28 protein-coding genes and 2 pseudogenes are annotated in these 25,004 nt (G+C 53.3%); 17 read left to right on the forward strand and 13 right to left on the reverse strand.

All coding sequences use genetic code 11. The features are described from left to right. A pseudogene (locus A3722_RS16925) lies at positions 1-140 on the forward strand (IS110 family transposase); the annotation flags it as partial. Between the two features lie 308 nt (positions 141-448). On the opposite strand, the gene A3722_RS16930 reads toward A3722_RS16925, so the two are convergent. Then, positions 449-1,771: a glutamine synthetase family protein gene (locus tag A3722_RS16930; RefSeq protein ID WP_150120129.1), complete on the reverse strand. Its 1,323-nt coding sequence runs from the start codon at positions 1,769-1,771 to the stop codon at positions 449-451. A 10-nt stretch (positions 1,772-1,781) separates the two neighbouring features. Continuing rightward, complete coding sequence (locus A3722_RS16935; RefSeq protein ID WP_082849528.1) at positions 1,782-2,717, reverse strand: MurR/RpiR family transcriptional regulator; 936 nt, start codon at positions 2,715-2,717, stop codon at positions 1,782-1,784. A 228-nt stretch (positions 2,718-2,945) separates the two neighbouring features. On the opposite strand from A3722_RS16935, the gene A3722_RS16940 reads away from it, so the two are divergent. Then, the gene (locus tag A3722_RS16940; RefSeq protein WP_067626041.1) at positions 2,946-4,091 is read left to right on the forward strand and encodes an ABC transporter substrate-binding protein; all 1,146 of its coding nucleotides are present in this window, start codon (positions 2,946-2,948) and stop codon (positions 4,089-4,091) included. A gap of 128 nt (positions 4,092-4,219) precedes the next feature. Here the strand turns inward: A3722_RS16940 and A3722_RS16945 are convergent, their stop codons facing one another. After that, positions 4,220-4,840, reverse strand: coding sequence for a cysteine hydrolase family protein (locus tag A3722_RS16945; RefSeq protein ID WP_067626039.1), 621 nt, complete (start codon positions 4,838-4,840; stop codon positions 4,220-4,222). Beyond that, positions 4,837-5,646, reverse strand: coding sequence for an N-formylglutamate amidohydrolase (locus tag A3722_RS16950; protein ID WP_067626038.1), 810 nt, complete (start codon positions 5,644-5,646; stop codon positions 4,837-4,839). The genes A3722_RS16945 and A3722_RS16950 overlap by 4 nt, the downstream gene beginning before the upstream one ends. 118 nt (positions 5,647-5,764) lie before the next feature. On the opposite strand from A3722_RS16950, the gene A3722_RS16955 reads away from it, so the two are divergent. Genes A3722_RS16955 through A3722_RS16975 form a run of 5 tightly spaced genes read left to right on the forward strand, consistent with a single transcriptional unit; the run spans position 5,765 to position 9,726 of the window. Then, the gene (locus A3722_RS16955) at positions 5,765-6,538 is read left to right on the forward strand and encodes an ABC transporter ATP-binding protein (RefSeq protein ID WP_067626036.1); all 774 of its coding nucleotides are present in this window, start codon (positions 5,765-5,767) and stop codon (positions 6,536-6,538) included. Further along, positions 6,538-7,260 (forward strand): ABC transporter ATP-binding protein, encoded by a 723-nt coding sequence (locus tag A3722_RS16960; protein ID WP_067626033.1) that lies wholly within the window; start codon positions 6,538-6,540, stop codon positions 7,258-7,260. The genes A3722_RS16955 and A3722_RS16960 overlap by 1 nt, the downstream gene beginning before the upstream one ends. Beyond that, on the forward strand, positions 7,260-8,153 hold the full coding sequence (locus A3722_RS16965) for a branched-chain amino acid ABC transporter permease (protein ID WP_067626032.1): 894 nt from the start codon (positions 7,260-7,262) through the stop codon (positions 8,151-8,153). Before A3722_RS16960 ends, A3722_RS16965 begins: the two co-directional genes overlap by 1 nt. Next, positions 8,150-9,136, forward strand: coding sequence for a branched-chain amino acid ABC transporter permease (locus A3722_RS16970; RefSeq protein WP_067626031.1), 987 nt, complete (start codon positions 8,150-8,152; stop codon positions 9,134-9,136). Before A3722_RS16965 ends, A3722_RS16970 begins: the two co-directional genes overlap by 4 nt. After that, positions 9,133-9,726, forward strand: a complete 594-nt coding sequence (locus tag A3722_RS16975) for an isochorismatase family cysteine hydrolase (protein WP_067626029.1) — start codon at positions 9,133-9,135, stop codon at positions 9,724-9,726. The genes A3722_RS16970 and A3722_RS16975 overlap by 4 nt, the downstream gene beginning before the upstream one ends. Positions 9,727-9,748: 22 nt before the next feature. Here the strand turns inward: A3722_RS16975 and A3722_RS16980 are convergent, their stop codons facing one another. Further along, positions 9,749-10,489: an SDR family NAD(P)-dependent oxidoreductase gene (locus A3722_RS16980; protein ID WP_067626028.1), complete on the reverse strand. Its 741-nt coding sequence runs from the start codon at positions 10,487-10,489 to the stop codon at positions 9,749-9,751. Between the two features lie 203 nt (positions 10,490-10,692). Between A3722_RS16980 and A3722_RS16985 the strand changes: the two genes are divergently transcribed. Further along, positions 10,693-11,637: an NAD-dependent epimerase/dehydratase family protein gene (locus A3722_RS16985; RefSeq protein WP_067626026.1), complete on the forward strand. Its 945-nt coding sequence runs from the start codon at positions 10,693-10,695 to the stop codon at positions 11,635-11,637. 188 nt (positions 11,638-11,825) lie between these two features. Here the strand turns inward: A3722_RS16985 and A3722_RS16990 are convergent, their stop codons facing one another. Continuing rightward, positions 11,826-12,737, reverse strand: a complete 912-nt coding sequence (locus A3722_RS16990) for a LysR family transcriptional regulator (RefSeq protein ID WP_067626024.1) — start codon at positions 12,735-12,737, stop codon at positions 11,826-11,828. Positions 12,738-13,036: 299 nt separating this feature from the next. Here A3722_RS16990 and A3722_RS16995 point away from each other — a divergent pair, with 299 nt between their 5' ends. The 6 genes from A3722_RS16995 (at position 13,037) to A3722_RS23565 (ending at position 18,075) form a co-directional block, all read left to right on the forward strand. Continuing rightward, positions 13,037-14,122, forward strand: a complete 1,086-nt coding sequence (locus A3722_RS16995; protein WP_150120058.1) for an ABC transporter ATP-binding protein — start codon at positions 13,037-13,039, stop codon at positions 14,120-14,122. A 51-nt stretch (positions 14,123-14,173) separates the two neighbouring features. After that, entirely contained in the window at positions 14,174-15,190 is a 1,017-nt protein-coding gene (locus A3722_RS17000; RefSeq protein WP_067626021.1) for an ABC transporter substrate-binding protein, read from the forward strand. Between the two features lie 104 nt (positions 15,191-15,294). Next, the gene (locus A3722_RS17005) at positions 15,295-16,194 is read left to right on the forward strand and encodes an ABC transporter permease (RefSeq protein ID WP_082849531.1); all 900 of its coding nucleotides are present in this window, start codon (positions 15,295-15,297) and stop codon (positions 16,192-16,194) included. Beyond that, on the forward strand, positions 16,191-17,000 hold the full coding sequence (locus A3722_RS17010; RefSeq protein WP_067626019.1) for an ABC transporter permease: 810 nt from the start codon (positions 16,191-16,193) through the stop codon (positions 16,998-17,000). The genes A3722_RS17005 and A3722_RS17010 overlap by 4 nt, the downstream gene beginning before the upstream one ends. 114 nt (positions 17,001-17,114) lie before the next feature. Next, positions 17,115-17,543 (forward strand): ester cyclase, encoded by a 429-nt coding sequence (locus tag A3722_RS17015; RefSeq protein WP_067626016.1) that lies wholly within the window; start codon positions 17,115-17,117, stop codon positions 17,541-17,543. A gap of 214 nt (positions 17,544-17,757) precedes the next feature. Continuing rightward, entirely contained in the window at positions 17,758-18,075 is a 318-nt protein-coding gene (locus A3722_RS23565; protein WP_201722061.1) for a hypothetical protein, read from the forward strand. Here A3722_RS23565 and A3722_RS17020 read toward each other — a convergent pair. The 3 genes from A3722_RS17020 to A3722_RS17025 are packed head-to-tail and all read right to left on the reverse strand — an operon-like array spanning position 18,020 to position 19,408. Continuing rightward, positions 18,020-18,547 (reverse strand): ATP-binding protein, encoded by a 528-nt coding sequence (locus A3722_RS17020; protein ID WP_236627465.1) that lies wholly within the window; start codon positions 18,545-18,547, stop codon positions 18,020-18,022. The genes A3722_RS23565 and A3722_RS17020 overlap by 56 nt on opposite strands. Then, entirely contained in the window at positions 18,544-18,702 is a 159-nt protein-coding gene (locus tag A3722_RS23570; protein ID WP_201722062.1) for a hypothetical protein, read from the reverse strand. The genes A3722_RS17020 and A3722_RS23570 overlap by 4 nt, the downstream gene beginning before the upstream one ends. Before the next feature lie 13 nt (positions 18,703-18,715). Continuing rightward, positions 18,716-19,408: a 5-formyltetrahydrofolate cyclo-ligase gene (locus A3722_RS17025; RefSeq protein ID WP_067626141.1), complete on the reverse strand. Its 693-nt coding sequence runs from the start codon at positions 19,406-19,408 to the stop codon at positions 18,716-18,718. A 158-nt stretch (positions 19,409-19,566) separates the two neighbouring features. Here A3722_RS17025 and A3722_RS17030 point away from each other — a divergent pair, with 158 nt between their 5' ends. Together A3722_RS17030 and A3722_RS17035 are read left to right on the forward strand one after the other, a co-directional pair. Then, positions 19,567-19,779, forward strand: coding sequence for a DUF2945 domain-containing protein (locus tag A3722_RS17030; RefSeq protein WP_067626143.1), 213 nt, complete (start codon positions 19,567-19,569; stop codon positions 19,777-19,779). A gap of 93 nt (positions 19,780-19,872) precedes the next feature. Continuing rightward, a pseudogene (locus A3722_RS17035) lies at positions 19,873-20,565 on the forward strand (IS6 family transposase). A 203-nt stretch (positions 20,566-20,768) separates the two neighbouring features. On the opposite strand, the gene A3722_RS17040 reads toward A3722_RS17035, so the two are convergent. From A3722_RS17040 to A3722_RS25125, 4 genes are read right to left on the reverse strand one after another with little or no spacing between them, the layout of a single operon-like run. Continuing rightward, a complete protein-coding gene (locus A3722_RS17040) occupies positions 20,769-22,238 on the reverse strand; it encodes a xylulokinase (RefSeq protein ID WP_067626145.1) in 1,470 nt (489 codons plus the stop codon). A gap of 3 nt (positions 22,239-22,241) precedes the next feature. Further along, positions 22,242-23,030 (reverse strand): HpcH/HpaI aldolase family protein, encoded by a 789-nt coding sequence (locus A3722_RS17045; RefSeq protein ID WP_082849534.1) that lies wholly within the window; start codon positions 23,028-23,030, stop codon positions 22,242-22,244. A gap of 15 nt (positions 23,031-23,045) precedes the next feature. After that, on the reverse strand, positions 23,046-24,323 hold the full coding sequence (locus A3722_RS17050) for a TRAP transporter large permease (RefSeq protein WP_067626149.1): 1,278 nt from the start codon (positions 24,321-24,323) through the stop codon (positions 23,046-23,048). Continuing rightward, positions 24,320-24,844 carry a TRAP transporter small permease gene (locus tag A3722_RS25125; RefSeq protein ID WP_082849535.1) on the reverse strand — a complete coding sequence of 175 codons (525 nt, stop codon included), beginning with the start codon at positions 24,842-24,844 and terminating at the stop codon, positions 24,320-24,322. Before A3722_RS25125 ends, A3722_RS17050 begins: the two co-directional genes overlap by 4 nt. Here A3722_RS25125 and A3722_RS23580 point away from each other — a divergent pair. Further along, on the forward strand, positions 24,745-25,004 hold a 260-nt coding region (locus A3722_RS23580; protein ID WP_201722063.1), incomplete at its 3' end, for a transposase. The two genes, A3722_RS25125 and A3722_RS23580, sit on opposite strands and share 100 nt — an antisense overlap.

Raw genomic sequence — 25,004 nt, forward strand, 5'->3', positions numbered from 1 at the left:
GCTGGCTATCACGATTGTTGGCGCGCAAGCCCAAGATGCTGGTCGCTATCGCGCTGGCCAATAAGATGGCCCGGCAAATCTGGGCGATGCTGACAAAGAACGAAGATTACAAGGATCCGGCGCTGGCAGTCGCGGCATGATGCTCTTGTTGAACTGCTAGCGACGGTGCCAAGGGGAGTGTAAGAAGACGACGACCTGAATGGGCAAAACGATCGAATAGATCTGGATTGGGAAAACCAGTTAGGGCCTACGAGCTCAGAGCTCGCTCAACAGATTTGGACCTGATCCGCTGATCACCATCCCGGCCCGCGGCTTTTGGAAGTGCCGCATCTCGAGGCCTTACAGAAGACCGCACTCGATCACTCGCCAATAGGGTCAAAAAATTCTTGCACTACGGGCGGCAACCACAGAAGGCCCTAATCCAAAACAAAAAATTGTTCGTAAACTTTCAGTATGCTTCATAATAGCGCGCGCAAATTTCTTCATCAGACAAATCCTTCATCAGAGAAATTTCCGTACGCTTATGGCGGTCGATCACATCAATGAGTGTTTTGCCAAATGCCTTAGCCGCCCATTCGCTAGACGTGAGCGACTTAAGCGCATCATCGAGATTTGTTGCCAAGCGCGTGCAGCCAGTCGCTCTTAGTTCCTCAGGGGTCAATGTAGTGAGATCAGTTTCGGTGGGTGTAGGAGTTGCGAGATCACGGTCCAAACCATCCAATCCGGCATTGACAAGCGCCGCGAGTAAAAGATGCGGGCTAGCTGCAGCATCTGCTGCGCGAAATTCGAAATGAAATTTCCGGGCCATAGCTTCGGGGTCTTTGGTTCCAAAGACTGGGCAAATACGTACCGCAGATTCACGATCTTTGTTGCCAAAGTTATTGAAGGCCGCACTCCAGCGATGCGGCTGGAGCCGAAGATACGAAGGAACAGAGGGCGCGGCTATGGCCAGGAATTCGGGGAGCCGTTCAAGGATACCTGCCACAAAGGATCCTGATGCCCGTGCGACCTCATTAGGTTGCGCGGGGTCGTGGCAATTTGGCTTTCCATCTAAGGTTTCAAGGCTGAAGTGAATATGTACCCCGTTCCCGACGCCATCGGGATGCAGAATGGGAGCAAAGCTCGCGCGCTCGCCCTGCCCTTTCGCACAGGCGCGCACCAAGTCGCGCAAAATCGCAGCTTCATCAGCTGCTCGTAATGCGGGTTTTGGGCCGACGGTCACTTCGCATTGACCCGGCCCGTACTCCGGCATGAAAGTGTCGATGTCGAGTCCTGCGGCGTCCAGAACCCCCATGACAGCGTTAGGAAACGTGCCGAGCCTTCGGAAAGTGCGCAGGGTGTAGCCCAGTCCTTCTTGTTTCGGCAGACCCGAATAGTGAAACTCATGTTCAAACGCAGCGTTGATACGCAGTCCGTGCCTCTCTTCGAGCCGTTCTAGTGCGGTTTTGAGCTGCCCACGCAGACAACAGTCCCACCGTCCGTCCTCCAATGTGAAGATGTCGCCTAAGGCGAAACTTTCATCAATGCCGACCTCCTCCATTTCGAGATCGATTAAGGTCTCTGGGTCTGGTCGGATCGTCAAATCCCCCAAGGCTCCCCAGGGGGAAGGGGCGATGGGGCCGAAGGACGTTTGCAGGATATTGGTGGGGGTCCAGCCAATGCCGTTCTTCTGACGTGAATCCCACGCTCGACGTGGCACCGCTTTACCACGCAGCTGTCCTGCAACATCACTGGCGCAGATCATTATCAAGTCGGTATCAAGGCGTGTCACGTCGGACCTCCTAAGGGTTGTCGGATTGAGATTTAGTTGAGCTGCTGCAGCTCAGTGTCTCGCCCAATGTCAGGCGTTCGTGAAGCGGAGGGCCAATCTTACTTGCAAGCCCACCCACAAGTGCCTCAGCCAGTAAAAGTTGTCCGCAATGGCTGTCTATCGGAGAGGCTGACGCAGAGGGCATGCGAAATAGAACTTCCGCCCCGAAATCACGCCTGTCGGCCCATGCATCAGAGATGGCAATAACATGGGCCCCCTGCGCGCTCGCAAGGCTGCTAAATTTTAGCAATGATGGCTGATACCGGCGAATGTCTGTCACGCACACTACGGTACGGCTGTTCATTTCCAATAGATAGCGTTGCCATCCTTCAGAGGGGCCCTCTACCAGTTGAACATTCGGACGCAATAAACCCAGATATTCAGTGAGCAGCGCCGCGATGTGTCGTGAACGGTGCCCACCAGCGCAATAGATGCGATTTTTCGGATCAGCAAGAAGCTCGATCGCGGTTCGGAAATCGGCATCCATCACAGGATCATGACAATTTTGCAGCTGATGGGCGGTTCTGACGAGCAAGTCGCTGAGCAGAGACCCCTCTTCCGGCGCCAGGTGAGCCGTTTGGGCCGAGAGGCGTTCCAGAGGGGTTTCTAGCAAGCGCGCGACGTCAGATTTCACGGCCTCTTGGAACTCTCCGTATCCATTGAGATTGAGGCGCTGCACCAGACGCAGCACAGTCGCGGTGCTGACACTGGAACGTTCGGCTAACGCTGCCACGGTGGAAAGCGCGGAAAGTGGGTACTGTCGCAGGATTTCTCGGGCCACGTCCTGCTCGCGCCGCCCAAGAGTTTCGAAAATGTCTGTAATGCGCTCAGCCACGGTGTCTGAGGCAGAACCATTTTGTCCCAGCTCAGGCGGTGTAATGGGGTTGTGCGCATATTTTTCGATCATGAAAAAAAAGTAATGATATAAATAGAAGCTAACAAGCTAAAAATGTCAAAAATTATTGACGTAAAGGTCTTACCTTGGCTAGCGTCAGAGTTGGACGTGGACGACGGGTGATATGGCTGCTTATTTTTGGCATGTCTCCGAGTCCTACCTTCAGGGGTGGCGGAAAGCAGCGGCACGCAAATGCTATGTATCCGGTGCCATATTCGAAACTCAGGGGAGTAAAGATCAATGAAAACGTTAAATAAGCTGGTGGCAGCCGCGGCATTGTCCGCTCTGGGCGCTGCACCTAGTCTCGCACAAGATGGGCCAATTAAGATCGGGGCCCTTTATAATTCCACAGGTGGAATGTCGTCCTTAGATGGCCCGTCCCTCAAGGGCGCACAATTGGCTGCCAAGCAGGTAAACGAAAATGGTGGCGTCCTTGGTCGACAGATTGAGCTGCTTGCGCCTGATACGCGAACCGACCAACAGGAAACTGCTAAGGCGGCTCAGCGGGTCTTGTCTGAAGGGGTCGTTGCTGGGATTGGACAATCCGATACGACCTTTGTCATGGCGGCAGCGCCACTTTTTCAAGAAGCAGGCATTCCTTTCGTGACCTCCGGGGCAACCCATCCCGAACTGCCGCAATGGGTGGGGAACTATATGTTCATGGCGCCGTTTGGCGATGACGATCAATCCTATGCTATCGCAGATTATGCTGTTGATGAGATGGACGCCAAGACGGCCGTAGTGTGGACTGACCAATCAATGGATTTCACCAAGGCTCTCAGCAAATTCTTCAAAGAGCGTTTCATCGAACGTGGCGGGGAAATTGTCGCAGAAGACAGTTTCATGATCGGAGACACTGACTTTTCCGCACAGATTGCGCGCCTCAAATCGACTGATCCCGCACCCGATATCATTTTTGTCTCCGCGGTTCCGACTGAAGCTGGATTGACGGTCAAGCAAATCCGCGAATCCGGACTTGAATTGCCAATCGTATCGGGCGACGGCTTCGACACGGATTTGGTCGCGGATACGCCCGGGCCGGACCTGGCAAATGATGTCTGGTTCTCAACACATACCTATCGTGGTGATGACCGCCCTGAGGTGGGAAAGTTCATTGCCGACTACAATGATGAATACGGCATGGACCCCGAGAATGCATTCGCACCCTTAGGCTACGATGCGCTGATGCTTGTCGTAGATGCCATCGAGCGTGCAGGCTCGGCTGATCCCGACGCGATCCGCGACGAGCTGGAGAAAACGCGCGACTTTAATGCTGTGACAGGCACAATTTCGTACACACGAGATACAATGGTGCCACCAAAACCCATTTCGATCATTTCTGTTATGGGCGGTGAGTTCAACGTCGAGTCGATCTGGCGGCCTTGAGTTGCGGCTCAATCTACCAGTAGCCCAGTGTTGCGTGGGCATTTGAAAACGCAGCTAACGAGTACGACATCAATATCCTCCGAGGAGCTCTCCTCGGAGGATTCTGCGTTTAAGCTGAGCGAACGTGTTTATCCTGCAGCTCGTAATTGCTGCAGAATCTCATCCACAGTCTCCGTCCGACAATATCCCCCAAAGGCCGCCAGCGCTTTGTCGTGGCGCACGTTGGTCTTGGTGACACAAGCATCCTCGGCACAGATCATATAAAAGCCGAGATCCGCACCATCACGCACTGCCATATCAACACATTGATCGGTCAACAGGCCCGCCACGATGACACGGTCCAATCCCATATTGCGCAGCAAATAGGAGAGGTTGGTTGAATTGAAAACGCCGGAAGAGGTCTTCGGGATCAAGATGTCATCTTTTTGCTGGCGCGCTTCTGGAAGCGTTTTGGCGAGCGGAGAGCCGCGTGGCACCAGAATGTCTGACAATTTGTGATCCAGGCTACGGTCGCGCCCGTCTGCTGTCAGAGCTTCGATAACGGTATAGATGATCTCGCACCCTGAAGCACGGGCCCCATCGACCAAGCGCGTCAAAGCGGGCAACATACGGTCATGCATCGCCGCCGACATTTCAGGCGCCTCGCTTAAGACCTCGTCGGTATATTCACTAAACTGGACATCGACCACAAGAACAGCGGTTTTCGATGGGGTTAACGGCCAGTTGCGTATTGGTTCCACTTGTTTCACAGCGCAGTTCCTCCTTCTTGATTGTCAGGCGTCACACCGAGACTCTCAGCAGCTTCCCGCAGTGCATACACTAGCTCCTCGGCACGCGCTTCAATCTGCTCTTGTGTGGTAAGAAGGTCGTTGCGCACTTCGATTTCAACGCTGTCGAGTCCTCGATCCTCACCATGGACCGGGACGGTGTAGTCGCTGTCTCGGGTCATGTCGTAGGGCTCATTTGGCAACGCCTTGTCTCCGTGCCGCGCCTGTAGGGCCTTGAGCAATGCTGGGGATAGCGTCGTATCGCGATCAAACAGCACGCCATACTCGACGTCACGTTCCTTCCCAAAGAATACCGGAGTGAAGCTATGGATGGTTACAAAAAGCGTTCTTTGGTTTCGTACATCTCTAGCGTTTAACATGTTTTCTACGCCATCCTGAAATGGCTGCCAGATTTCGGCCCGACGACGCGAGCGCTCGGCTAGGGTCAGATTGACGTTGGCTGGGACTGGTATCCCCTCGCCGTGAGTGGGGATGAAGGTTTCAGCTTCCCAATGCCGGTTGCAGTCGCAGATCATGCGCGAATACCGCTGGCTGGCTAGGGGCGCATCAAGACGCTGCGCGATCCCGCGCGCCAGATCTAATGCCCCAATATCCCACATGAAGTGTCGCGCTAAATGTTCCTTATCCAGCCCTAGTGTTCCAAGGCTTTTGGGCAGTCGCGCGCCCGCGTGCTCACACACGATAACAAAGGGGCTCGTACCCAGTTCGTTCTCAAGCCCGAAAGGAGACGGCTCACTGGCACTTAGGATTGCAAGATTATCAGGCATAGAAGGCTCCGATTGCGATATTCTGGGCGCTTCATAAATGAAACTTTTAATACATATTGACATTCAGACGGTTACAATATCAATTTAAATTTGTCTACAATGTCTTCGGCAAGGTCCCATGTCGCAACTGAATGTGCGAAAACTCTCGAAAAGGTTCGGCGGCGTACAGGCCCTGTCAGACTTGGAATTCACTGTCGAGAAAGGTGATCTGGTCGGGCTGATCGGGCCGAACGGTGCCGGAAAAACGACAGCCTTCAATGTTTTGACAGGTGTAATGGCTGCGAGTGGCGGCAATATCGAGTTCGAAGGTGAGGATATCACCCGCCTGAGCCCTGAAGCGCGCGCCGATCTCGGAATGACGCGTACCTTCCAGAATATTCGGTTATTTGATGACATGACGGTGCGCCAGAACATCATGGCGGGTGCGCATGCGCGTGCGGGGCGCTCCTTACTGCACAGTATCTTTGGTCTGCCGGGGCATCGTGCGGCCGAGCAGCGCATTGGCGAGATCGCCGACGAGATGCTAGAACGAACGGGGCTGACAGAGTTTGGAAACCGCAACGCGTCCGAACTGTCCTATGGGGATCGCCGCCGGGTCGAGATCGCACGGGCGCTCGCCAGTGCGCCGAGCTTGCTGCTGCTGGATGAGCCGGCTGCAGGCATGACGGACACCGAAAAAGGGCGGCTTTCAAAGCTTGTGCGTCGTTTGAACGACGATGGACTCACGATCATTCTGGTGGAGCACAACGTGCGCATGGTTGCGGCGTTGTGCAAACGGCTCATCGTTGTGAACAAGGGCGAGATGTTGGCCCTTGGAAAGGTCGATGAGGTTCTGCGTATGCCCGAGGTTGAAGCGGTTTATCTAGGCCGCCGCCGCAAGGAGGTATTGTAATGCTGCGTGTCGAGGGTCTGCACGTCAACCGAGGCCGCACCAAGGTTTTGCAAGGGATCGACTTTGCCGTCGAAACCGGTGAGATCGCAACGCTTATCGGGGCCAATGGGGCAGGCAAAACGACGACCTTGATGACCCTGTCGGGGCTTCTGCCCATCTCCAGCGGTCATGTGACATTACAGACCCCTGATGGCAGCTTTGACATAGGTGCCACGAGCCCGGTCGACCTTGTGCGCGCAGGTATCGTTCATGCCCCTGAGGGCCGTCAGATTTTTGGGCGTCTGAGCATCGAAGAGAACCTGCAACTGGGGGCATTTCTGGCCAATGATAAGGCCCGTGTTGCGCGGGCGGTTGCGGATATATACGAGCGATTTCCCATTTTGGGTGAGCGGCGCACAATGCCTGCGGGCAATCTTTCGGGCGGTGAGCAGATGATGCTGGCCATTGGCCGCGCTCTCGTCGCCGAGCCAAAACTGCTTTTGCTGGATGAGCCTTCTTTGGGGCTGGCGCCCCAGATTACTGAAGAAATATTCGATTTTCTTGAAAAGTTGAACCGCGAGCAAGGCGTCACGATGCTGATCGTAGAGCAAAACGCGATGCTGGCATTGGAGCTCGCAGACCGCGCTTTTGTCATCGAGAACGGTCGTATTGTGCTTCAAGGCACCGGCGATGAACTGCTCGATGATCCAGCTGTTTTCGAAGCATATTTGGGAGTGGGCTGATGTCCGACTATCTGATCCAGCAGATCGTAAACGGCCTGAGCTTGGGCAGTCTTTATGCACTGGTCGCGATTGGCTTTTCACTGATTTACGGTGTCATACGTCTGGTTAACTTTGCTCATGGCGACCTGCTCATGATCGGGGCCTTTATGACCTTCGGCTTGGTGGCAAGTGATGTTGTGCCATGGGCTGCTATTCCGCTTTTGGTCTTGGCGGGAGGCTTTGCAGCTGGCGGGCTTATCGAGAGGATTGCCTTCCGCTCTATCAGCGGGGCCCCCATGATTACGGGGTTCATTGTCACGCTTTCTGCCTCTATCGCGATCCAGAACCTCGCGCTGATCTTCCTTGGCTCGCAACCGCGTAACTTCAACTTTCCTGAAGTGTTCCGGATGCGGCTTCCTCTCGGGGGCGCAGATGTGGCTTTGATTGATCTCGTTATTCCGGTGGTCACTTTGTTATGTGCGCTCGGCCTGACTGCCTTCATCCGCAAGACCCGGGTCGGGATTGCGATCCGTGCGGTGGCAGAAAATCCGTTTGCTGCCCAACTCATGGGTATCTCAATCGGTCGCCTCGTATTCCTCGTCTTTGGCCTTGGCGGAGCTTTGGCCGCTCTCGCCGGCCTTTTTTGGGCGGGGAAATACGGCCAAATCAACCCTTTGATGGGGTTCTTGCCGGGGCTTAAGGCCTTTCTTGCTACCATCATCGGCGGAGTGGGGTCCCTTCCCGGCGCCATCGTCGGCGGCTATATTCTCGGCTTTTCTGAGATTGCCTTTGTAGGCTTCCTACCCCCTGAATATTCAGGTTATCGCGATGCCTTCGTTTTTGGGCTTTTAATTTTGATCCTACTGGTCCGTCCTCAGGGGCTGTTTGGTGAAGTGGAGCAGGAGCGGGCATGAAACGGCTGCAGATCACACCTTGGCAAGCATTCTTTGTGCTAATTGCCGCCATGGCCCTGCTGGTTCTGGCGGTTGATGCTTCGGGCAACGGTTATTTCCAGACCTTTACGGCACTCATGCTCATTCAGGTGATGCTGGCGGTCAGCTTGACGATGACCAATGGCTTTACCGGCATGTTCAGCCTCGGCCACCCTGCATTCATGACCATCGGGGCCTATGTTGCGATTTTGTTTACCTATCCGGTGGGGCGCAAGGGGTTTGCTATGCCTGCGCTGTCCGAAACGGTCGCACAAATCCATCTCTCCCTACCCATCGCGGCGCTTGTGGGCGGGTTGACTGCTGCCCTGTTGGGCTGGCTTATCGGGCGGCTCGTGGTACACCTCCAAACCCATTACCTGGCTGTGGCGACGCTGGGGTTAATCATCGTTGTTCAGACCTTCGCCCTCAATCTCGATGGATTTACCCGCGGTGGTCGCGGTATCACAGGTGTCCCGCGGGAGGCCACGCTCGCATTGATCGGCTTCTTTACGGTACTGGTAATTGTTCTGTGCTGGCGGATCAAACATGCCTCTGTAGGGCGGGCAATGCTAGCTGTGCGTGAAAACGAAATGGCTGCTCGATGCTTTGGCATCAAAGCCATCCGGCTCAAAGTGATAGCCTTCGTTCTAGGGGCAGGTATTGCGGGTTTCTGTGGGGCTCTCTTGCCGCATGTCGTTTCTGTCATGTCACCTAAGTCCTTCGGCCTAATATTGGCCTTCAATCTTGTTGCGATTATCGTGGTTGGTGGGCAAGGGTCTATCATTGGGGCGATTTTTGCCGCCGTCTTAATCACCTTCGGCAGTGAATCTTTGCGTCAGGTGGAGGAAGCGACGGGGGTCTATGGCATGACCCAGGTGATCGTGGCTGTGGCCCTAATTGCTTTTCTATTGGTGCGACCAAAGGGTCTCTTCGGTTTGAAAGAACCGTTTGTGCGGACGTCATGACGATGTTTCTTGAAGCCGAAAAAACTGCGCTGCTGTTGATTGATGTACAAGACTACGTGCTCGATCCAGTTAATCACCCGCCTCGACCGTTTTTTTATGACCGCATCGAACAGGTCGTATGGCCAAGTCTCTCAAAGCTCTTACCAGCCGCGCGTAAGGGCGGGGTTGAGGTAACCTATACCGTTATGGAGAACCTCACCCAGGATGGTCGTGACCGAAGCCTCGACTATAAACTGTCTGGATTCAACATTCCTAAAGGGTCGCAGGGCGGGCAAGTCACGTCTCGGTTTGCGCCTCAAAACGATGAAATCGTACTGAAGAAGTCCTCGGCTTGCCTTTTCCATTCGACCAATTTTGACTACGTTATGCGCAATATCGGCATATCGACCATTCTTTGCACCGGCTTTCTGACAGACCAATGTGTTGAGCAAACAATGAAGGTCGGGTCCGTGCTGGGATATCGCATGATATGCATCGAGGATGCTTGCGCCACAGATACCGACGACCGTCATGCATCTGCTTTGAAGCGTATTGCACTTTCAGGCGAGATCGCTTCCAGCCAAACAGTGCGGGCAGCACTTGCGGCTTAACGCATAGCACCACCCCTTAGATTCAGATCATGACATCACCGCCGTTGGGGTTGAAGGTCGTGCCGACATAGAAGGCCGCTGCCTCTGTTGCCAAAAGCAATGCGGTCGGGGCAATTTCTTCGACGCGGCCTTGTCGTCCGATCATTAGATCATTCTGTTTGCTAGCGGCCCATTCGGGGGGCAGCTTCATATCTGTGTCCAGTGGGCCGGGGCAAATCGCGTTCACTGCGATACCGTCCTTGGTCACTTCATGGGCGAGCGCCTTTGTCAGTCCAATTACTCCAGCCTTGGCTGCCGCATAGTGGGTCATCCCATAGCCACCCTTATGAGCGAGTTGCGAGCTGATGTTGATGATCCGCCCATAGCCGCGCGCCCGCATTGCAGGCAGCACGGCTCGGGTGCAAAGAAAGACGCTTTTCAAGTTTATCCGCAACATATCGTCCCAGGTTTTGGTATCCATTTCCTCCATTGCTGCGACTGTGATAATTCCAGCGTTGTTAACAAGGATATCCGGGTCACCAAGCTTTTGGACCCCGTCAGCTATCGCCGCAATGACGGCCTCCTCGTCTCCTACATCGACCTCAATTGCGACGCTGCGCCGGCCAAGCTTCTCGATATCTTCAGCAACCTGCGCGCTGCCTGGTCCATTGCGATCGAGTATTGCGACATCCGCGCCCTCACGGGCATAAAGTAACGCGATACCGCGCCCTAAGCCCGTGGCGGCTCCCGTCACGAAAGCGATCTGATTGTCGAGTTGTCCCATAAGTATCCTTCTTCGGTGCGCACGTAGAACACACCCTCCAATATGCTGATTTCCAGAACATCGTAGATCTGCAGTTGAGTGATTCAAAGAAGCAACATCGCCGAAAAAGGGAATAAATACTCACACCTACGCATGTTCTATAGTGAATTGGCAGCAGGACCTTTAGAAGATATCCTGAGAGGCACATCATAAAGGAACAACGAATGAGCCAGAGTGATCGGTTCTTGCCTGGCAGAAAGCTGGGGCGGGTCTTGGTAACGGGGGCAGGTGGCTTTCTCGGGGCAGCAGTCGTCAATACTCTGAGAGCGAGAGAACTGGATGTGTTGGCCACAGATATCGGCTCGGTGTCGCGCCAGCGCCCAGATATCACGCAATGCGAAGTAACTGACAGTGAGCAGGTTGATGCGGTTGTGAGACAAGGGATGTTCGATACAATCCTGCATTGTGGTGCCGTATCCGGTCCCATGGTCATGCCTGATCGCCCCTTGGATATATGGCGGATCAATGCCGGAGGCACAGCCGCTGTTCTGGAGGCCGCCCGCCGCCACGGCGTGGGACGTGTCATCATCTGCTCCACCAGCGAAGTATACGGTGAGCTCTCTGGTTCTGTCGATGAAGCGACCCAACTTGCCACTTGTACGGTCTACGGTGCCAGCAAAGTGGCAGGGGAACAGGTAATGCTGGGCTATGCAAATGAGCATGGCGTGGATGCGATCTCATTGCGGCTGTCTTGGATATATGGGCCGGGGCGGCAAACACCTACGACGCTGGAGCAGCTGGTGCGGGCCGCTCATTCAGGAGAGAAGTTCGCCGTCCTCACGCCCGCAGATGCCTATACACATTATCTCCATATTACCGATGCGGTAGAGGGGCTTTTGCGCGCGGCAGAAGCAGAGACACCTCAATCGAAGATTTTTAATATTACCGCTGGGCGCGCAGTCGAAATGTCAGAGGTGGCGAATATCATTATGAAGCTTCATCCCGATATGGTAGTGACATGTTCCCCTCCTGCCCCAGATGCACGTGGCATTTCTGAACTCCGCAATCAACTGGCTGCGACAGAAATCGGGTTCGCTCCTAAAACCCCCCTCGATGTGGGTGTGAGACAGCTATTCCACCACTTCAGCGCACCCACAGTAAACCAGTAGTGAGGTGGCGTGAGCCAAGGTTAACACTATTGCCAATAGTGTTAAATTATGGCTTCAGGACGTTAATAATTTCGAAGGATCGCACCATCAAACCGTGGGATCAAACACCTAGACGAACGAAGAACGTGAAGAAAATTTCACAAAGGTTAGTATAGGTAATATACCACCTCTAACGAAACCGCCGCGGTCTAAGTCAAATGAATGCTCGGTAAATATATTTTCCCCTCTTGACCGAGCCATTCTCGAAATACGCGTAGAGGAGCGTCGCTATCTTTGTGGTGCGGCCAGGCTAGCCAATAAGATTGCCGGAGCGGCACGGCTGGTTCAAGTACAGGAACTAAACGCCCTTCAGTAATTTCAATCTGAGCGAGATAGTCAGGAAGTATAGCGATTCCAAGACCCTCAATAGCCGCTTGGATCATCATAGAAAATTGGTCCATTAGCATTCCTGTCGGATCTGGGGGCTCACCGCCCTGCTCCCGGAACCAATCAGCCCAAACATCAGGCTGGGATTCCAATTGAAGCATTGGCAAACCTCTTAGGTTATCTAAGCAGTGCAAACGATGCGTCCTGGAAAATTCCACCGAAACACAGGCCGTCACTTTCTCTTCAAAAAGCTTTAGATAGTCTACGCCTTCCCAGTCATCCAGGCCGCAGTAAATGACGGCGTCAAACACTTCGCTTTCAAAGTTCAGCTTCCCTATTCGTGTAGACATATTGATAAGTACACCAGGGTTCTCACCCATGAACTTTCCAAGCCGGGGACCGAGCCAGCGCGACGCAAACGTCGGGGGGACGGCAAGTGACAGGGTCCCGCCATTAGGGTTCGCAACTACGGACATACTTGAACGATGTATCATATCTAACGCTCGAGAGACCTCACGCTGGTAATTAAGCGCTGCAGCATTGGGGGTCATCCGTCTTTTCTCTCTAACAAACAGCTCTCGGCCGAGCTGCTGTTCTAGCGTCAAGATCAATCTGCTTACTGTGCTCTGCGTTAGGTTCAGCTCTTTTGCCGCTGCTGTCACCGATCCATGCCGGACCACGGCATCCAAGGCGAGGAGGAGTTTGGTGGATGGGAGAAATCTTCTTTGCCTCATGCATTCCTCTTTTGCATCGATCAATTCAAATTTTGAGTTTCTCGTTTTTATGTTAGCACTGTTAGGCTTCTTAGTAAGACGCAACTTATAGAGTGAAATGGGTTAGGAAACCTCACAATACGTGATGTTATCGAAAGCTCGAAGTCGGCCACTTTGACCGATAGGTTCGGCCTTTGTTGGCATTTTTTCTCTATATGTCAAACTACTCTGCCGGCTAGAGGGTCGCTGGCAGGCCCTACAACACCGCGAGGCTGATCAGAATGGATGGCAGTATGAATGGAGCGCTTGACGCCGAACCTATGCAAGAAGCACATGGGGCTAGTGTTACCTTAAGATCTCTAGTCAAGAAATATAGTGGGTCTTCGGAGCCAGCTGTGCGTGGGGTTAATTTAGATATCAGGTCAGGCGAGTTCGTCACTTTACTCGGGCCAAGTGGCTCAGGAAAGACGACTACTTTGATGATGATCGCCGGCTTCGAAAGCGTGACGTCGGGCGATATTGCGGTCGACGGGCAGTCGATCACTGATCTTGCGCCCCACAAACGAGATATCGGTGTTGTTTTCCAAAGCTACGCTCTGTTTCCCCATATGACCGTTCGCGAGAATATTGCCTTCCCATTGAAGATGCGCCGTTGGGCGCCCGGCGATATCAAAGAGGCCGTGGGAAAATCTTTGGATTTGGTGCGCCTAACGGATTTTGCAGATCGCTACCCATCTCAGCTGAGTGGCGGTCAGCAGCAAAGGGTCGCCTTGGCTAGAGCAACTGTCTTCACCCCAAAATTGCTGCTAATGGACGAGCCATTAAGCGCGTTAGACAGACAGCTAAGGCAAGCCATGCAGTTTGAAATCAAAAGGATCCAACGCTCGTTAGGGATTACTGTTGTCGCTGTGACACATGATCAAGAAGAGGCGCTGACAATGTCTGATCTTGTGGTGGTGATGAACAACGGCGAGGTCGCTCAAGCCGGTTCGGCCGAAGAAGTATACGAAAGGCCAACCACAGATTTTGTGGCAGAGTTTATTGGCGAAACAAACCTTGTTCACGGTGTGGTTTCTGAAAATGTTGAACGCAACGCGGCAGTGAACCTAGAAGCCGGTATCAGTATCCGCACGTCCATACAGCTCACTCCAAACAGCCAGGTAACTCTTTCGATCCGGCCTGAGCACATTCAAATGTTAGACCACACGCTTCCAAAGAAAGCTGAAAATGTTTTCACCGCTGAAGTAATAGACTGCGTCTATAGCGGTTCTACGACCAGAGGTACCATCTGCATAGGAGAGTTAAAGTTGGTCGTTCGCGTGAGTGACGTAGAACACCTGCGGACCGGCAAGGTAGACGTATATATCGATCCCGCCAACGTTATCGTTGTCCGCGAAAACCAATAATAAGTCATCAAAGAAGACATAAATTTAACACGCATCAGAGAGGAGATAACGATGAGATCTTACTTAAAAGGGGCAGTCGCCCTGTCGCTGCTCGGTCTTGGGTCTACCGCAATAGCTCAGGACCTAGTAATTGCCGCAACCGGTGGCACATTTGAAGAAGTCCTTAGAGAAGCCTATGTTACACCTTTCGAAGAGGAAACCGGGCTTGAGGTTTCAATGGCAAGTCAAGATAGTACCGTTGGCCCTTTGAAAGCACAGGTGGAAGCTGGGAATGTAAAGTGGGACGTCGTTTATCTCGCTCCGATTGATAGCGAGATTGCCAAGAAAGACGATCTTATTCATCCGATTAATTACGATGTTGTAGACGCTGATGGCTTGCGCGAGGGCGCAGCAAAGCCCAGTCGTATTGCAGCTCTCTACTCCGCAAGTGTCGTCGCGTGGAACTCTGCCGGAATCAGCGAAGATGTGGGGCCTCAAGCCATCTTTGATTTGGAGCAATACCCAGGTAAACGAGCAATTCGCTCTAGTACACCCTATGGGGTTTTAGAGATCGCCCTTCTTGCCGATGGGGTTGCGCCGGATAATCTTTATCCACTCGATCTTGATCGCGCGTTTGCCAAGCTAGATGAGATAAAAGACGAAATTATCTTTTATACCGCGAACGAACAAGGCGTTCAGCTTCTCGCGTCTGGCCAAGCCACAATCGGTGTCATTCCAAATGGACGTGCGTTTAAGGCAAGTCGGGATGGCCTGGACATCGATTACTCGTTCAATGGCGGCGTAAATTTCGTCGACTACTGGGTCGTTCCTAAGGGTGCAAAGAATCCGGAGAACGCGATGAAGTTTTTGGATTACATCACGAAAGCCGAAGGACAGCAAGTTGTTGGAGATGTGATGGCCTATGGGGGCAATAACCCCGCAGCAGACGAGGCCTATAGCGCCGAACACCAAAAGCACATGCCGACATACCCTACCAATGCCAAAGGTCTCGTTACGATGGATTCGGATTGGTGGTCCCAAAACTTGAAGCCGGTATTTTCGCGGTGGCAGAGCTGGACGCTGAACTAAAGGCTTCTTCATTAGCTATCTAGCAAACGGGCCGACCACTTGTTTTTCGGTCGGCCTTACAATGCACTCGCCCCCTTCGAAGCGCTAAATGGAAACGGTCCGAAATGATGCACGAGAAATATTTGCAGAGGCAGCGATCAAAATATGCGGTTCCTGCGACGCTAACGAGGCTAGCGAGCGCGCCGTGGGCGCTTTTGGTTCCAGTCTTCGCGCTCTATGCCATTGTTCTCGTTTATCCGTTGGCGTGGTTGCTGGTGAAAAGCTTCATAACTGATGGGGGCTACGGAGTTGGCAACTATGCGCAAGTGTTCGACACCTCTGTGTTCGCACGTATTGTGTATCGATCATTCGTGATCGCGCTGTTAGTAACTATTATCTGCGTTCTCATTGGGTATCCCCTCGCATTTGTCATACATCATGCGCCTCCCAAAATACGGGTGATCATGATGATCGCCGTAGTATCTCCCGTCCTGGTTGGAGCCTTAATCCGCTCTTTTGCTTGGATCGCGATCTTAGAAAACCGGGGGATCATCAATTCCACTCTGGTAATGTTTGGACTAATCGAGGCCCCGGTTCAGCTTGTTTATAACCGCATTGGCCTTTTGATAGGCATGGTCAATGTAATGCTGCCGTTTTGCGTGTTGCCTATTGTTGCAGGAATGCGGAGTATCGATACCCATCTTATCTCTGCGGCAAAAAGCCTTGGTGCGTCCCCGCTACGTAGCTTCCTGCGTATTTTTCTTCCTCTTAGTATGCAAGGCGTAAGTGCGGGAGCACTGTTAACATTCCTACTTTCGCTAGGATTCTATATCACCCCTGCACTTTTGGGGGGGAGAAAGGATGCAATGATTGCTCAGATCATTCAGGTTCAGGTTATGAACCTTGGCGAGTTTAATGTCGCCGCAGCAATGGGTTGGCTTCTTATGGTCGTCACCATCCTCCTTCTGCTTGTCTATGGCCGTTTCTTTGATCTGAAGACTTTGTTTGGGAGCCAGTCCAGATGAACCATAGAATTCAAAGCAAGGTTGCGTGGACGCTTATGTATGTATTCGCGATCCTTGTACTAGCCTTTACCTTACTCCCAATTCTTATGATATTTCCGTTCGCCTTCAACTCGGCAGAATATCTTGCTTTTCCACCACAGGGGTTTTCTCTGCGCTGGTTCTGGAGCTTTTTTAGTGAGCCCACTTGGGTAAATGCTTCCCTCAAAAGCCTTGAAGTGGCTGTGTTCACAACGATCTTATCGGTTGTGTGTGGGACGCTGGCTGCGTTCGCGATCATTAGAAAAAAGATGGCTTATGGGAACGTTATTTCCATCTTTCTTCTGTTTCCTATGATTGGACCTCACATTACCTTCGCAATCGGCATCTTCGGAATATTCTCCCGGCTACATTTGGCTGGAACAACATTCGGTCTGGTTTTGTCCCATAGCGCTATTGCTATTCCGTTTGTCTATATTAATGTTGCCTCTCGGCTGTCGACTTTTGATGCTTCATTAGAAAGAGCGGCTCGGAGCTTAGGTGCTTCTCAGCTTGAGTGCTTTATGCGAGTTACAGCACCTATTATCGCACCTGCGATTGCTGCAGGGGGAATCTTCGCGTTCATTATCTCTTGGGATGAGTTCATCGTGACATACTTTGTCGCCGATACGAACACGCAGACCCTACCTTTACGATTTTTTTCAGGAATTCAATACGGCGTAGATGTTACCGCTGCAGCGGCAGCTGTGATTGTCTTCTCCGCAATGATCCTGGGAGTATTATTATACCGCGGTACCACCTATTGGATGAAGCATCGGAAGTGGACATAGTTTTTGCAGTTAGAATAATTGCTAAACTAAGCCCATGAAGAATTTCGGCGCTGAAAGAAAAATGTTCCTCCGCGCGTATGGTCTTTCCAAAGCAAACAAGAAAGTAGGAAAACGATGTCTGAAGAAGAAAACGTTAAGACTGTTCTAGGATCTATTGATGTAATTTTCAACAAAGGTCTTCTTGATCGGATTCCGGAGTTCTACTCTCCTGATTTCAAATCTCATCAGGGCGGATTTGGCTTGATGAAATGGGAGCCCGGTTGGGACGGCCTTCGCAAACACGTATCAGAAATTAGAAAAATGTGGCCCGACTATCACGAAGATGTTGAGATTATCTTTGGGAGCGGTGAGCTTGTTTCGGTTCGGCAAACGCTTTCGGGGACTAGCCAAGCAGATGGGCCTTTACCTAAGAACGGGAAATCGTTCAAAGTTATAGATATGATGATCTGCCGGGTAGTTGATGGAAGGTTAATTGAACAGTGGGGATTGACCGATAACTATTCTAGGTTGATCGAATTGGGGCATATTGAGCCGGTCGTATAGAATGGATCGCGAGGCAAGCGGTTTTTTTACCGCTTGTCTTAAAAAACCACACTCTAGGTACCGCATTACTTTCAAAAACGGTTGGTGATCGTCAGGTATCCCGTATCCCTTTTCTTATAGAGGTCTCTATATCATGGAGTTAAATCACTTCTCAAATAGAATAAAAGGCGAACATTTCGATATCATTATCGAATTGTTCAAGGAATGCCTTGGCATGATCGAGCTTCGACGTAATGGAAAATGCATCTGGATGCGTCAACCCGGTGCGAATATTGATATTCAGTTTACGAAAAGTGAGGTCTCAAACAGAGATGTGGATAAACGGGGTTCGCAAATAGCGTTTCTTAGTGCTACGCCGGAGGGCGAACTAGAAAAATTAGGGTTATGGATACAGTCTCGTGGCTTAGACACGACAATGGGATCATGGTCCGAAAAAGAGTATTATCTTGATGTGCCTGACGCATTTGTTGATTTTGTCATTGAGGCCATGACCGCCGATATGGCTGACTATAGTACATCAAATGAATCCTGAGCCTTCTGTATCTCGAGTTTGCTATATTATCCCCGGCAGCGGCCTTGGCCGAGGATCCGAACAGAGTTGGCATCAGATCGACCGCGTTGAAGAAGCGGACCTTCTTGCCGTTGTTGATCAATGTGGTTCCAAGCGCGATGGCGATGTGAGTTTTGCCTGTCCCGGTTCCGCCGACCAGGATGAGGTTGTGCGCCTCTTCGGTGAACTGACCCGAGCAGAAGGGTTCGATCTGGGCCTTACTCACCGCGGCCGCGCCGTAATCGAAGGTGGCGAAGTCCTTATGATGGGGGAACTTCGCGATGCGCATTTGATACTGGATGGAACGCACCCGCCGCTCTACGGTTTCCGCGTCGATCAGTTGCTTTATCGCTGTGGTCAGACTTGGTGGCTTGCGCGCGGACAGCAAATCATGGGCGCAAGCTGCCATTCCATGCAGCCTCAAGGCCGTCAGTTGGTCGATGAGAGCGTTCATGCGGCAGCCTCCTCGGCCGAGCAGAGCGCCTCATAGCGCTTGCAGTCGGCCTCGGGCCGCACGGTCAGCTGCGGATAGACATTGCCCTCATTCAACGGCGTGATGATTGGCTCCACCAACTGGTTGATCAGATTGGTGATGGCAGGAAGGCGCAACGTGTTTTGTTCCTTAGGTAGTGGTTCTTGGAGATGCGGCAGCGTAGTTGCGAGCCTGTTGCGAGAGCCGGGTGCCATCCGACAATAATACCTCGTCCATCGGCACGTCCCAAGGCGTCGGGAAGATGGTCTTCAATCGACAACCCGCGAACCCGATCCCAATCGTGCGCGGGTGTGGCTGCATAGCGGCGAGCGTGCGATCATAGTAACCCCCGCCATTGCCAAGCCGGAAACATGCCTCGTCGACGCCCACCAGAGGCGCGATGACGGTATCCGGAACTAATTCGGTGCCGCTTGTGGGAACGAGGATGTTCCAAACACCCCGCGCCATCTCGCATCTTGGCGTCCACTCATGAAACTCGAGCGGCTGGTTCTTTCTGACGACGATGGGGAGCAGGATTTGTGCGCCCCTCTCATGCGCAGAGGCCATCCAGCGGCAAAGATCCGGCTCACCCCTAATAGGCCAATAAGCCGCGATCCGCATTCCCAGCCCAGGCGCGACCATCGGATCGAGGCCGCCGATCAGTATGTCCGTGCCGATCTTCCGGTCTTCCACCGACATCTCTCGCCCGGCCAGCAGACGCACGCGCTCCGCTTTGCGAAACCTCGCGACATCCCGCGCGATCTGGGGGTCGGCGCTTTCGCCGCCTGCAATCAAATGGTCAAAGCAGGGGGGCTCCCCCCCGTGATCGTCGCTGTCATCCATGGCTGCTGCCTCCGGCGATAGGTTGCATCCGAACAGGACTGATTTCAATGGGTCCCAGGGCGGTCTTGGCGTGCTGCGTAGCGCAATGCACGCCACGTCTTCCTCGTGTGGAACAGCGTCTGCAAGACGGGAGTTGTCCATCTGAAGGAGGTTCCGATATGGCCAAGTTTTCAGTAGGTGATCACGTGAGTTGGAACTCTGAAGCGGGCCGCGTGAGCGGACATATCGTGAAAGTTCACGAAGAGGATTTCAACTACAAAGGGCATCGGCGACGTGCGTCCAAGGATGATCCGCAATACGAGATTGAAAGCGACAAGACCGACCATGTTGCGGCTCACAAGGAGGACGCGCTGTCCAAGATCTCGTCGTGACCGCCAGGTTTGCAACCATCGGTCACTCAAACGGCATTGTCACATTAACTCGGGCCTGTTGGAATCGTTGGAGATTTTGCGTAGTTGCGGCGCATGAGCATGATCGTCAGCTACAAGCGCCACCGTTTTCCACCAGAGATCATCGCGCACGCGGTTTGGCTGTACGTCCGGTTCAACCTATCCCTGCGCGAAGTCGAGGAAATGCTGCTGAAGCGTGGCATTGATGTTTCCTACGAAACGATCCGGCGTTGGGTGGCGAAATTCGCCCCGCAGATCACCAGAAACTTGCGCCGGCGGCAGGCGCCTCCGGGAGACGTTTGGCATCTCGACGAAATTGTGGTGGCGATTTCCGGGCGGAAATTCTGGCTCTGGCGCGCGGTTGATCAAGAGGGGATCGTCCTGGAGGAAATTCTGCAATCTAAGCGCGACAAGCGTGCCGCAAAGCGTCTTTTGAAAGCCCTGATCAAGCGGTTTGGCCTGCCCAAACGGATCGTCACGGACAAGCTGCGCTCCTACGGTGCGGCCAGACGCGAGATCGCTTCCGGCCTTTAACATCGCTCCCACAAAGGCCTTAACAATCGGGCCGAGAACAGCCATTTGCCGTTTCGAAAACGAGAGCGGTGCATGCAAGGGTTTCGCTCTCCGGGCGGGTTGCAACGGTTTGTAGCCTGTCATTCTGCCACCAGAAACCGCTTCTCGATACCCGCCCGCCGCCGTTCCGCAACCGAAACACGCTATCACAGAATAGAGGCCTTCGACGCCTGGAAGGAGGCTGCGAGCATCTGACGCTCAAAGACCGGCCATCTATTCGCGGGTGGCAAGTTAAGTTGACAACACCCCTAATTGGATCAAACATGATCCACCTTGACACAAGAGTGACGTCGGGGGGGGGCGGTTACAGCATCAGTCCTTTGGCAAGTCAGGATGACGAGAGCGCCTCGAAATTTGGTGCGCGTTTTTCACGGGAATCTTACGTCAGGTGGCGAACACTAGGGACAAGCGCCTCTTCGGGCTTCCCGATCCATAAAATCTGCCCATCGTTGATAGCGACCGAACATCTCAGAATAGAGGTCAGTCTTTTTCAAATCTGGTCGGATCGTTGTACGCGCGGAAACTTCGGGGATACCAATGGGTCCGCCCTTGGCCCACATAGCGATAAACGCCGCGCCCAGAGCCGATTCAGCATGGTCGACTGTTTCAAGCGGACGCCCTAGGACGTCCGCGAGGATTTGCGGCCAGATTTGCCCGCGTGTCACGCCGCCAGCCACTCTGGCCGGAACGTCATGAGAAAGGTCAAGTTCCAGGCGCTGAATGCAATCCCGGAGGGAGAACGCGACCCCCTCCATGACTGCCCGTACGAAATAGCCTATATCATGTCGAGTATGAATACCTGAGAAACTTCCCCGCATATCGGGATTCCAATACGGTGCTCTTTCACCTTGTAGGTACGGGTGAAACAATAAGCCATCTGCTCCTGCGGGCGCTGCCTTGACCATCGCGTCAACCTCGGAATGGTCTAATCCGCCGGCGAGCTGGCGCACCCATTGAAGTGCAACCGCCCCCGCATTCGTCCCGGCCTGATAATAATGGCCCGGCATTACAGCGTGCGGGTAATTCAGCACACCTTGTTTGAAGACAGGCTTTCCGGGGGCAAGAATTGCAGCCGATGATCCGACGCGAATGACCGCAGGCGGGGCAACTGTCCGACCGGCACAGACTACGATTTCTGCGGCACTATCTAGCGCACCGCTGATCACTGCGACGCCCTTAGGCAAGCCAAAGCTCTTCGCACCATCTCCAGTCTTTCCGACACATGTCGTAGGTTCTACAACTTGAGGGAGAGCTTCCGGAGATAGGCCCGCCAGTACGCATAGTTCGAGATCCCAGCGTCGCTCACCGACATCATACAGCAATGTCGCGACTGCAGACGTCAAATCCATCTGATGCTGTCCGGTCAGCAGATAGATAAGGTAGTCTTTAGAAGACAATAAGGAAACTGTGCGTGCCATGGATTCAGGTTCGTTCCCAGACACCCAAGCAAGCTGTGGCAACGTCCAGGTGCAAGACGGCTGGTTTAAGGTAACCTGGCGTATCTTCGGACCGTGATTGGCAATCAGCCAGTCGACCTCGACTGTACTACGCTGATCGCTCCACAAAATCGCCGGGCGCACTACCTGACCATCTGCATCGAGCAGCACCGGCAAATGGGCTGCGGAACAAAAGCCGATCGCGACCAGATGTTCCATGTACTGCGATGCTTTGGCATACAGTTCGGCAACGGTCGCGGTCATCGCCGTGAGCCAGTCGGCGGGGTCCTGCTCGGACCAGCCAATTTGAGGCCGTAAGGTCGGATAATGCGCGGACGCCTCAGCGAGCACCGCACCGTGCCTGTCAGTTAAAACCGCTTTAAGGCTGCTGGTACCTAGATCAAGGCCAAGGAAACAATCGTTATCGGCCATTGCTCAGTTCGCGCTCGACAGGGTGTTAAGCGCACCCAGTGCAGCCTTCATACCGTGTTGAAGCGCCGCAAGATCGGTGGTGGCAGAAATTACATTAAGGCCTTTCGGCACCAGCGCCAAAGCAGATTCCCAATCGGTTGTCTGAAGTGCACCGAATTTCCCGTGACGCTTGCATGCCGCCAGGATAGCATCAACATGGGTCGCCATTTCTGGCGACGTCAACTTTGACGAAATCCCGCAAGACACGCTTAGATCAGATGGGCCGATAAAAGCCATATCGATCCCTTCGACCGATAAGATGTCATCCAGAACACCCAGTGCCGCTTCAGTCTCGATTTGGACCCCAATCAGGAGTTCCGCGTTCGCTTGCGGCAGGTACTCTGCAGGGTTGACGCGCGAAAAACGGGTGTGGGCGCGTGACGTGCTGACACCGCGAGAACCCGACGGCGCGTAGTGACAGAAGTCAACGATGGACCGCGCCTCATCTGCGGTTTCCACACGCGGCACAAGCACGCCTGCAGCGCCCAGTTCAAGCGGCGTCAGAAATGCATCGCGCCTGATTTCCGGTACCCGGACAATGGGCTGGCACCGCCCGTTGCGAAAGCCCGCCATAAGCGAAGCCAGCATGTCCGGACCATAGCTACCATGTTCTTGATCCAGAATTGCAAAATCCATTCCGATTGAGTCTAGGAGCGCGCCTAGGAATGGAGTTTTCAATTCCGAAACCATGAGGCCGCGCAATACCGATCCGGAACTAAGAGCCGGTTTCATCCAGGCAGGAGAGATAGTCATGATAGCTACTTTCAATCAGTCAAAAAGGACGCTGGGCAACCACAGCGAAAGGCCAGGGAAGGCGGACACCAATACGAGGACACCGATGAGCAGTCCCAAAAAGGGCCACATCGCTTTGAAGACCTCTTCGAGCCTGATCTTTTCCATTCCGCAGATGGCAAAGAGCAGTCCTCCCACAGGTGGCGTTGCCAGCCCGATCATGCAGTTTAGGACAACAATCATGCCGAACTGGATCGGATCGATCCCGATCATGTTGGCCAATGGCATGACGATAGGAACGAACAGCATGATGTTAACGTTCGGGTCCGAAATGCAGCCGAGTAAGAGGAACAGCACGTTAATGGCCACCAAGATGAATATTGGGTTTTCTGAAATCGATGTGACCCAAACGGCGAAATGCTGCGAGACGCCTTCGGCGGTGAGGGCAAACCCAAAAACTTTGGCGGCAGGCAACAAGATAAGGATCGGCCCACAGGTCACAAAGACCGAGCGCATGCAGTCGACAAAGTCTTTCAGCCCCAAGGCTCGGTAAACAAAAATCCCGAGTGCCAGCGCATAAAGCACGGCTACGGCGGCGGCTTCGGTGATCGTAACGATGCCCAAGTAAATGCTTGCTAATAGGATGACAGGTGTCATCAGTGGCAGAAAACCCGCGATTAGGGCAGCGACAAGCTGGGCGAAGTTAGCACGGCTGCCCATGGGATAGCCTCGGCGGCGTGACGTGACGTAGACATATCCAAAGATCGCTACGGCGATAATCAACCCCGGTATCGCACCAGCAAAGAATAACTTTGCAATCGACGCGCCCGAGACCATTGAGAAAACGATCATCGGAATTGATGGCGGAATGATTGGACCGATTACTGCGCTGGAGACAGTCACAGCAGCACTATAAGGTGCTGGATACCCTTGGTCGACCATGGCCCGATAGCTTAGGCGGCCGATCCCGCCGACATCTGCAACAGCAGAACCGGACATGCCGGAAAACACCACGGAAGTGACGGTATTCACATGGCCCAACCCACCGTGAATGCCGCCCACCATCGCTTGGGCAAAGTCAAATATCCGTTGCGCAACGGATGTGCGGGCCATCACTTCGGAGGCAAGGATGAACAATGGGATAGCCAACAGAACAAAGAAGTCTAGCCCGGCGAACAGTTGCAGTGACAGAAAGGACAGGTCGAACCCACTGTAAAGTACATAAGCCCAAGCAGCGATGATCATTGCGAAAGCGACAGGCATTCCGAGCAGAAACAGCAGGGCAAAACCGACAAGCAGAATTGCAAGGCTCATGAAGACGCCTCCCGGTAGGCCGCGTAGTGACGGCGAATAAGCGAAATAAGGTGAACGAGACAGATCACCATGGTGATCGGCAGGATCGAATATGGGATCGCTTCGGGCATCCTCAAAGATGGCGTAGTCCGCAGCTTGCCTAACAAGCGAATGCTGGGGGCTACCATTGAGATGAAGAAAACGACAAGTACCATGTCGTTTAAAAGCTTGACGCCAACCTGCGCTTTCTTTGGTAAGAGCTTGACTGCAAAGTCGACGCGTAGATGTTTTTCTTCCCCAAGCAAGTGGGCGCAGGATAGGAAGCCCGCCCAGACAAAGAGATAGTTGGACACTTCCTCTACCCAAGGAACAGCCGAGTTGAAGGGGACTGTCCTGAATTTTGTGCTCTGGCGTGGTAACTGCTCTATAAGGAGACCCACGTATGAGCATCGACAAAAAGCTATTAGACCAACTGATGGAAGGCCGGTCCTCTGGCGACCTATTCGGCAAGGAGGGCATTCTTGCCGAGTTGACCAAAGCATTGGCAGAACGCGCTTTAACAGCTGAGATGGAGGAACATCTTGGGGCAGAGCGCGAAGAAGGTGTCGCGGAGGGCCAGAACCATCCGCCCAATCGTCGTAATGGCAGCAGCCAGAAGACTGTGACTACCGACAGTGGGAAGGTCATCCTGGATATTCCGCG

The sequence above is a fragment of the Sulfitobacter sp. HI0027 genome, assembly GCF_001634775.1.
GTDB lineage: Bacteria > Pseudomonadota > Alphaproteobacteria > Rhodobacterales > Rhodobacteraceae > Sulfitobacter.